This is a genomic window from Acidobacteriota bacterium, from assembly GCA_016712445.1.
Taxonomy (GTDB): Bacteria; Pseudomonadota; Alphaproteobacteria; order Caulobacterales; family Hyphomonadaceae; genus Hyphomonas.
Genome location: JADJRB010000003.1, coordinates 291395 through 299946, shown reverse-complemented (window position 1 = coordinate 299946; position 8552 = coordinate 291395). Strand labels below are relative to the sequence as shown.

The window sequence follows — 8552 nt, the reverse complement described above, 5'->3', positions numbered from 1 at the left end:
GCTTCGCGCTGATCATTGTCCGCCTTGAGGAGCATCATCAATTCATCCGTGCTGGCTTTCGGAGCGCCTTCATAATAAGCGACCGCCCTTTCAGCTTCGGCCAAACGCGCTTCGGCTTGCTGTTTTTCCTTCCGGGAGGCTTCATACTCTGCGCCTGATTGCAGCGTCATGTTGTAGGCGCTCGCCGAGACCAGGAAATCCATGCCGTCGCGGACGCTGACCGATACCGACTTGCAGACGGCATCCTTGATCGGGGCGGCGGCGGCGTTTCCGCATTTCGCCGCGAAGGAGCCGAGATATTCGCCGACGGCTGCGCGGTCAGTGCTTTTTTGCGCCATCGTGCTCATGATGGTCTGCGAACGCGCGGTAATGTCCGCCGTCAGACTGCTTTCATTCCCCTTGCTGACACCGTTGACGTAAGCGCGCCAGCCGGTGGACGCTTTAGTAGACTCCGGCGTCGCGCCATAGGCCTGCTCGAGCACACCGATGAAGGCCAGACATTCGACCCCGCCATCATATCCTTGAGCGTGTGCTGACGTGCCCAAGCTGCTGAGCGCGAGGACGAGGGCTGGCAATGCTGAAATCTTCACGAAGGTCTCCCGATTTCCGAACAGTGAGGCAGGCTTCGTCACACAGGACACCTGCATAGGGCGCGGCGCCCGTATTCCTCGTAGAATCAAGCGCTAAGGCAAAACTGCACACTTCAGGCCAAACATCAATTTACATTGCTCAGCCTGAACTCTCAGGCGATGCGGGCCAGCATGATGTGGTCGGCTTTCTCGCCGCGGCCGGCACAGTGCATCTTGTCGCGGCCGCAGGGCAGGAAGCCGAGCTTGGCGAGGACGCGGCCGGAGGCCGGGTTGTCGGCGAAGTGGCCGGAAACGAGGCGCGGCCGTCGCCGCGGGCGAGCAGCCAGTTGATCATCGCGGTGCCCGCTTCGGTGCAGTAGCCCTTGCCCCAGGCTTCCGGGGCGAGCCAGTAGCCGATTTCGAACGGATCGTCCGTGGTGTCCCGGTGGGCGCCGATGACGCCGATCAGTGCGCCGTCTTCCTCGATGGCGAAGACGTGGTTGGTGTCGGTTTCGCGGCCGCGCTCGTGGGTGAGTATCCAGCCGAGGGTGGCCGCCTTCGTCTGGCCTGCGGGCACGCGGGCGAGCATCCGGTAGATGCGGGGATCGTTGACGATCTCGGTGACACGTCCGCAGTCCTGCGGCGTGACGTGCCGCAGGACGAGGCGCTCGGTTTCCAGTTCAGTCTCACCCATGGCTGCCTCCCTCACCTGCAGGCCGGGTCCAGGTCATGCGAACGATCGGCACGATCTGGTCCCGGCCCATACAATGCGCTTCGCCCCGGCTGGTTTCGACGAAGCCGATTTTCGTCAGAACGCGGCCGGAGGCCGGGTTGTCCTGGAAGTAGTCCGCCGTCAGCGTGTGGGCGCCAAAGGTCCTGACGAGGTGGTCCCTGAACGCGCCGGCCGCTTCCGTGGCGAGGCCCTGGCCCCACCAGTGCGGCGCGATCCAGTAGCCGATTTCGAAGGCGCCCGTCTCCGCGTCCCGGCCACCGCCGACCAGGCCGATCAGTTCGCCGTCAAGCGTCACGATGCGTCCGGCGCTCTCGCCCCGCGCGTTGCGGGCCTGGCGCTCGGCCTGGATTTCGCGGGTCTGTTCCAGGGTCTGGCCCGCGCGCACACGGCCCACGTTCCGGTAGATCAGCGGATCGTTGACGAGTTCGGTAAAGCGGACGGCGTCGCTCTCGCGATACGGTCTCAGCAGCAGGCGCGGGGTGGTGATTTCCTCAAACATCGTTGCCTCCAGAAGGCAGGCGCGCGAGGGGAGACGAAAAGGGGAGACAGTGGCCTGCCTCCCCGGAAACTGGTCGTCCGTTACAGCGACCCGGCCACTCGTCTTGACGAGGCCGGCTGCTGGTAACCGGCCGTTACTCTGCGGCGTCTGCCGCCGGCAGCAACGTTTACGTACACTCGGCCACCCGACTTGTGCGCAAACTCCACCTTGCCGCCCTTGGTGGCGAAGATGGTGTGGTCCTTGCCCATGCCGACGCCCTTGCCCGGCCACTTCTGGGTGCCGCGCTGACGCACGATGATCATGCCGGGAACAACTTCCTCGCCGCCGTATTTCTTGACGCCAAGGTATTTGGGGTTCGAGTCGCGGCCGTTGCGCGAAGAGCCGCCTGATTTCTTGTGAGCCATAGTCTGCTCCTCAATCCTGTCCGTTCAATGGGAACCTGGTCCCGGGGAAATTACTCTTCGGTTGCTGCTTCAGCAGCGTCAGCCTTCGGCGCAGCTTTCTTGCGCGTGGCTTTCTTCTTCTCGCCCTCGGCGCTGATGCCGGTGATCTTCACTTCCATCAGGTCCTGACGGTGGCCGATGGTGCGGCGGTAGGTCTGGCGCTGACGCTTCTTGCGGGTGATCAGCTTCGGGCCACGCACGTCGCCGGCCACTTCGGCGGTGACGAGGGCGCCGGCCACGACGGGCGAGCCGATGGTGATGCCGGCGCCTTCGCCGATCATCAGCACCTGGTCGAAGGTGACGGTGTCGCCGGCAGCTGCCGACAGCTTCTCGATGACAAGCGTGTCGCCTTCGGACACTTTGTACTGCTTGCCGCCTGTCTTGATGACCGCGAACATGGGCGGATCCTTCTTGGGTATGACGTCTGGAAACGGGGAGGCCGCAGCGACCCGAAGGGCGCCGCGACCGAAGCGGGGTGTAAACACCAAAGCGGCGGCAGTGTCAAATGCCGGGTCCCACAGAAGCAGCGGCCCGGAATCGCCGGTGGATACAGGGATTTTGCCTGCCTTCGAGGCGGCGCGGCCGCGCGGCAGAAGCAGGAAAATGCGGCATTATTGACAGATTGGTCCAGAATTGTTAGGGCCGCGCATGGCCAGGCCCCGGGAATTCGACCGCGACACCGCGCTGGACGCCGCCATCGGCGTGTTCCGGGAGCAGGGCTATGCGGGGGCCTCCACGGGCGACCTGACGCGGGCAATGCAGATCGGCCGGCAAAGCCTGTACGACACGTTCGGTGACAAGTGGGCCCTCTACCGGGCAGCGCTGGCGCGGTATGTGGCGCAGGACGGCGAGGCGCATGGCGGCGCGCTGAGCACGGGGCCGCGCGCGATGGACGGGCTCGAAATCCTGCTGGCGAGGGTGCGGGCACAGGCGGCGCAGGGCTGTCTCGCGGTGGGCGCGGCCTGCGAGTTCGGACGCCGGGCGCCGGAGCTGACAGCGATCCTGGCCGGCGCCGAGGCGCGGATGCTTGAGGCGCTGAAGGCGCGCGTCGCCGAGGCGCAGGACGAGGGCGAAGTGCCGGCGGCGGTGGATGCCGCCGAGGCGGCGGCGTTCCTGCTGGCGAGCATCAACGCGATCCGGATTGCAGGGCGAAGCGGCGCCGGCGCCGTGCAGCTGCAGGCGCTGGCTGAACTGGCGCTGCGGGCATTGCGCTGAGGATGGCCGTCAGGCGCGGAGCCGGAGGACCGGTTCGGCGGCGTGCGCGACCTGCGAGGCGGTGTGTACCCGGTCACGGCCGGCGCGCTTGGCCTCGTAGAGGGCGTCGTCGGCCTCACCGAGCAGCGCGAAGAGGTCGGCGTTTCGATCGGCGGCGCACAGGCCGATGCTGACCGTGGGGCGGATGCCGCGTGGCAGGTGGGCAGAGCCGGCTGCCGTGACGCCGGCCCGCAGGGATTCGGCGAACAACCGGCCCGCTGCGAGATCCGTGGAGGGCAGGAAGACGGCGAATTCCTCGCCGCCAATGCGGCCGGCCACCATGCCCGGCGACTGCCCCGCACGAAGCAGCTGGCCGAACATGCGGATCACGCTGTCGCCAACGAGATGGCCGCAGGTGTCGTTGATGCGCTTGAAGTGGTCGAGGTCGGCGATCAGGAAACAGCCGGGTTGGCCGGCGGCCTGGCACTCGGCGAGGGCCGCGGCGGCGCGGGCTTCGAAGCCGCGCCGGTTGAGCAGGCCGGAGAGTTGGTCCGTGCTGGCCTCGCGCTTCACATCGGCCAGCAGGTCGATCGCGACGGCGACCATCAGGTTGACCGCGACGGTGACCGAGATGATCGCCTGCGAGAACTGCACGGTGGTCCAGTAGAGGGAGGTGCGGAAGTCGCCGGTGCCGGCCAGCGTGCCCGAAAGCCAGAGGATGAGCGCCGGGCGGGCGAGGAAGTTTACCGCTGTGACGACGCTGAACCAGAACAGCAGCTTGTCGGCGAGGTGGCGTTTCGGCGCTGGGGCGAGGCGCACGGCCAACAGCAGCGAGATGAGGCCGAATGCGGCGCTGGCGATCAGGACACGGACCGTGAGGTCCGGGACGGCATAGAGGTACCAGGCCTGGGCGACGACGGCGGCGCCGGCGATGATGCCGAACAGGGCATGCGGCGTGCGCCGCTGGAACCGCTGGAGGATGGCGCTGGCGAGGAGCCAGGCGGATGCGATCAGGAAGAGGTTGGAGGCGACCCTGCCCGAGGTGCCCGGCAGCAAGGTGAAGACATCCTGGAAGAGGAAGCCGGCCGCATTGCAGACATACCCGGCCGAGGCGACGAGGAGGTAGCGCCGGGAGCGCTGGCTGCGCCAGAGCAGGTAGAAAGAGGCGGCCAGGAGAAGCCCGATGGCCGGGTTGAGCAGCTGGGTGAAGATCTGGGCAGGCATGACGGGCTTTGCGCCCTCCTTTTCTTGTAAGGTGCCTGTAGCGCGGCATGGATAAGGGCGGGTTTGGCGGACCGGTTGAATTTCACCGACCCGGTCAAGACAGGCCAAAGGCTGCAAAAGCCAAACGACGGCTTGCGCTCCGGCCCGGACCACGATAGTTCACCGCCCTTCAATGACCCCGGCGCGGAGAGGTGGCGGAGTGGTCGATCGCGCCGGTCTCGAAAACCGGTATACTCGCAAGGGTATCGAGGGTTCGAATCCCTCCCTCTCCGCCAGCCAGAACTGCATTTTAGCCTACTTTGGATTATATGCCGGATGTCGCCGGAAACGGGGCGGCTTTTATGGTGCGTTGGCGTTTAATATCGTCAGATCAGCGTACATCGGGCGCGCATTTGGGTGCGACGAGTCTGTTGGCTATTTGTAACCGTCCGATTGGGCAGGACTTCGTTGTTCCAGGCGCTTGCCATTGCGTGTTCCGCTGTTGGTTGCGGTCCAGACGCAGCGATCCGTCAGCTCGAAATGAGCGCCTTCTTTCGGAAATTCAGGCGCGCCAGACTAGCGCGGCCGTTTGCGCTCGTTGAGTTCGATGAAGCCCGCTGCCATGAAGGACGCCATGCGTTCCTTGATCGCTTCGAAATCGTCGGATTTGCAGAGGCCGCCGGACAGGCGATCGATGCGTCCGGTGCGGCCGAGCGTCAGCATCAGGGCGCCCGTCACGAAATGGTAGCCCCAGAAGAGGTCTTCTTCCGGACAGTCCGGCAGGGCGACCTTCAGCAGTTTGATCAGACGAAGGACAACAGGATCGAAGTTGAGATCCATCAGTTCGGCGCCATACGGCGTGTTCGAAGACAGGGCGCCGAGCGCGCCGTAATTCTTCCAGCCTTCGCCGCCCTGGCTGTAGAGTTCGAGATCGGTATCAAGAAACGCGCGCAGGGCGCCCTCGACGGTAGGCTTGCCGCCCGTCTCCTTGTCATAGGCATCCAGCGCCTGCATGCGCAACGTGCTGGTGACGCCGGCGCGCCGGGCGAGGACTTCCTCGTAGAGCGTTTTCTTGTCCGAGAAATAGTAGTGGAGGAGGGTGTGGTGCACTCCGACGCGCGCCGCAACATCCTTGAGGGTCACGCCGTGAAAACCAACCTGGGAGAACAGGTACTCCGCCTCGTTGAGAATGTTCTCGGTCGTCTCGGCCCTTTGTTCAGCCTTGGATGATTTACGCTTGGCGCTCACTTGCTGGGTCAATTCACTCTCTCTCGTCTTTTTCCAGGTCCATGACGGCGCAGTCGCCGCTCCCGTCAACCCCGTGATCAGAGCCCCTGACCGCACGTAAACCGCCCGTTCGACCGCACTTGGAGGCTACGCCCCCATCAAGCCGACCACAAATCGGTTGGCGCGGCCAGCCCGTTCGGCCGGGAACGGTTCAAAAGGCATTCCAACGCCCCAGTCAGAGCACCTCGGGCGCGGAAATGGGCCGGGATCCCAGCAAATACGGTGCATGCACATTTTCATTAACGCAATAGTGAAAATGTGTTGACACCCGTTCCGGATTGCATTTCATCTCCTCTCACAAGCGAGAAAACTCGCAGCATCTGGGAGGAACAAGAATGAAGATCCGTATTCTCGCGACCGCGTCGGCGGCATCGCTCATGGCTTTCGGTGCGCCTTTTGCGATGGCGCATGCGCAAGTTTCGGACTCGCCGCAGGACTCGGCGACAGAGGAAACCTCGGAGGACACGGCGCGTCAGGACACGGTCTATGTGACGGCGACCCGCCGCGAGCAAAGCCTGCAGGATGTGCCACTCAGCGTGACCGCCTACCAACAGGAAGTGCTGAGCGAGAAGGGCATCGTCAGCTACGAGGGCCTCGCCCGCGAAACGCCGGGCATCGTGCTCAACCAGCCGACCGCGAACTTCAACACGATCACGTCGCGCGGCATTGCGACCAACGGATACAACGCGAACCTCCAGGCTTCGACGGCGATCTACATCAACGAACTGCCGATCTCGAGCAACGGCAACTCGACCATTCTCGACCCGACGCTGTTCGATGTGGAGCGCGTCGAGGTGCTGCGCGGCCCGCAGGGCACACTGTTCGGTGCGAACTCGCTGGCCGGCGCCGTCCGTATCCTGACCAAAGCGCCGAACGCCAGCAAATTTGAAGCCGCCGGATTGGTCGACTACGGCATGGTCGATGGCGATGCGCTACGTCAACGCTACAATGCGATGGTCAACGTCCCGCTGGTCAAGGACGAGTTGGCGCTCCGGCTGGTCGGCTTCTACCGCGACGAAGACGGCTGGGTCGACAACCTCGGCACCGGCGTCGAAGGCTCGAACTCGCTCATTTCGGCTGGTGGCCGCGCGCACCTGTTGTGGCAGCCGACGAGCGACTTCGACCTTGGTCTCCTGGTCATTCACGAGAACAACCGCCCGGCAGATTCCTCGCTGACGAACCCGGCGCGCGGAGAGTATGTCCGCTTCACCGATCGCCCGGACCTGTTCCAGTCGGAATTCACCAGCTACAATTTGACCGGCAACTACGATTTCGGCTTCGCCGACTTCACCAGCTCGTCCACCTACTCGAAAATCGATGGCAAGTTCATCGTGGACCTCGCCGGCACCTTCGCCCAGGCCATTCCGTTCGGCCTCGACGCGGTCGGCCACGACGAGAACTTTGTTCAGGAAGCCCGCCTTTCGTCCGCTGACGGAGGAGACTGGGACTGGATCGTGGGCGGCTTTTACTTCAACAAGCGCCGGGACATCGACTACGACTATCGCTCTTCGCTCGACTTCCTCACGGCGCGCGGCCTGACGGGTCTTCCGAACGAGTACTACCAAAGCTTCACCGGCTATTTCGATCTCATCGAAACGGCCGCGTTTGGTGAACTGACCTACCGTTTCTCGGATCAGCTCTGGGCGACCGGCGGCCTGCGCTACACCGAAACTTCGGTGCAGAGCTTCACCAATGGCGGCGGCTACAACTCCAACTATCTCGCCGCTGCATTGGGCGGGTTCTCGAACATTCCGCTGACGATTGTTCCGGTCGTGGCTGTGGCCGGGCGCAAGGTTGATGCCGACAACATCTCCTACAAGGGAAGCCTTTCGTTCAAACCGATCGACAACCTGACGACTTACGCGTCGATCTCGACCGGCTTCCGCTCGCCCGTCGCGAACGCTCGCGCTGGTTCGGTAAGCCTTCTCGACCCGACGGACATCGTCATCCCGAATGGTGCAGATTCGGACGGGCTGACGAACTATGAAGTCGGCCTCAAAGGCGTCTTCATGAACGGCAAGCTGACATCGAACCTCGCAGCCTATTACATCGTCTGGAAGGATATCCAGGTCCAGGCGAACCGCCTCTCGGATCAGGTCCAGTTCGCCACCAACATCGGTGAGGCTGTCAGCCAGGGACTCGAGTTTGAAGTCGGCATGTATCCTGGCGGCGGCTTGAGCGTGTTCCTCAACGGCTCGCTGAGCGACACGGAAATTACGGAACTGTCTGCTGCGGAAGCGGCAATCTCCGGCGCCGAACTTGGCCTGCAACTCGCCATGCCGTCCTTCCAGGGCGCGGCAACGGCACGCTACGACTTCGATGTCGCTGACATGGATGCGTTCGTGTCGGGCACGGCCGCCTACGTGGGCGATTTCCCCGCCATGTTCCCGAACGTGCCTGGCCGCCCGACGCTGCCGGCGCCGACCTTCGATTATACAGAGGCCTATACGGTCGTGAACGTCCAGACCGGCCTGTCGAAGGACAACTGGAAGCTGGTTGGCTATGTCGAGAACCTGTTTGATGACAGCTCGATCACCTATGTCCACCCGGAAGGCTTCCTTGATAGTCGGTACGCCCGCGTGCGTCCGCAAACGGTCGGTGTACGACTCAGCGTCGAATACTGA

At 63.8% G+C, this 8552-nt stretch carries 7 protein-coding genes, 1 tRNA gene and 2 pseudogenes; 3 read left to right on the top strand and 7 right to left on the bottom strand.

Translation table 11 applies throughout. The annotated features are described in order from the left end of the window. The 5 genes and pseudogenes from IPK75_17660 to rplU all read right to left on the bottom strand — a co-directional run. The coding region (locus tag IPK75_17660; protein MBK8200176.1) for a hypothetical protein at positions 1–590 on the bottom strand (590 nt) is incomplete at its 3' end. 152 nt (positions 591–742) lie between these two features. Then, a pseudogene (locus tag IPK75_17655) lies at positions 743–1158 on the bottom strand (GNAT family N-acetyltransferase). Positions 1159–1255: 97 nt separating this feature from the next. Continuing rightward, positions 1256–1801 (bottom strand): GNAT family N-acetyltransferase, encoded by a 546-nt coding sequence (locus tag IPK75_17650; GenBank protein ID MBK8200175.1) that lies wholly within the window; start codon positions 1799–1801, stop codon positions 1256–1258. Between the two features lie 158 nt (positions 1802–1959). Further along, positions 1960–2205 (bottom strand): annotated as a pseudogene (rpmA, locus tag IPK75_17645) (50S ribosomal protein L27). A 50-nt stretch (positions 2206–2255) separates the two neighbouring features. Then, the gene (rplU, locus tag IPK75_17640; GenBank protein MBK8200174.1) at positions 2256–2642 is read right to left on the bottom strand and encodes a 50S ribosomal protein L21; all 387 of its coding nucleotides are present in this window, start codon (positions 2640–2642) and stop codon (positions 2256–2258) included. 250 nt (positions 2643–2892) lie between these two features. On the opposite strand from rplU, the gene IPK75_17635 reads away from it, so the two are divergent. After that, positions 2893–3459 carry a TetR/AcrR family transcriptional regulator gene (locus IPK75_17635; GenBank protein MBK8200173.1) on the top strand — a complete coding sequence of 189 codons (567 nt, stop codon included), beginning with the start codon at positions 2893–2895 and terminating at the stop codon, positions 3457–3459. A 9-nt stretch (positions 3460–3468) separates the two neighbouring features. Here IPK75_17635 and IPK75_17630 read toward each other — a convergent pair whose 3' ends face one another. Further along, positions 3469–4662, bottom strand: coding sequence for a GGDEF domain-containing protein (locus IPK75_17630; protein MBK8200172.1), 1194 nt, complete (start codon positions 4660–4662; stop codon positions 3469–3471). Between the two features lie 185 nt (positions 4663–4847). Here IPK75_17630 and IPK75_17625 point away from each other — a divergent pair. Then, positions 4848–4937: transfer RNA gene (locus IPK75_17625), tRNA-Ser, on the top strand. Between the two features lie 280 nt (positions 4938–5217). On the opposite strand, the gene IPK75_17620 is transcribed toward IPK75_17625, so the two are convergent. Beyond that, positions 5218–5901, bottom strand: coding sequence for a TetR/AcrR family transcriptional regulator (locus tag IPK75_17620; GenBank protein MBK8200171.1), 684 nt, complete (start codon positions 5899–5901; stop codon positions 5218–5220). Positions 5902–6263: 362 nt separating this feature from the next. Between IPK75_17620 and IPK75_17615 the strand changes: the two genes are divergently transcribed. Next, complete coding sequence (locus IPK75_17615; protein ID MBK8200170.1) at positions 6264–8552, top strand: TonB-dependent receptor; 2289 nt, start codon at positions 6264–6266, stop codon at positions 8550–8552.

Excerpts from the sequence above, each read along its gene's own strand:
- IPK75_17615 (MBK8200170.1), top strand. The coding sequence starts at position 6,264 with ATGAAGATCCGTATTCTCGCGACCGCGTCGGCGGCATCGCTCATGGCT.
- IPK75_17630 (MBK8200172.1), bottom strand. The coding sequence starts at position 4,662 with ATGCCTGCCCAGATCTTCACCCAGCTGCTCAACCCGGCCATCGGGCTT.
- IPK75_17635 (MBK8200173.1), top strand. The coding sequence starts at position 2,893 with ATGGCCAGGCCCCGGGAATTCGACCGCGACACCGCGCTGGACGCCGCC.
- IPK75_17650 (MBK8200175.1), bottom strand. The coding sequence starts at position 1,801 with ATGTTTGAGGAAATCACCACCCCGCGCCTGCTGCTGAGACCGTATCGC.
- rplU (MBK8200174.1), bottom strand. The coding sequence starts at position 2,642 with ATGTTCGCGGTCATCAAGACAGGCGGCAAGCAGTACAAAGTGTCCGAA.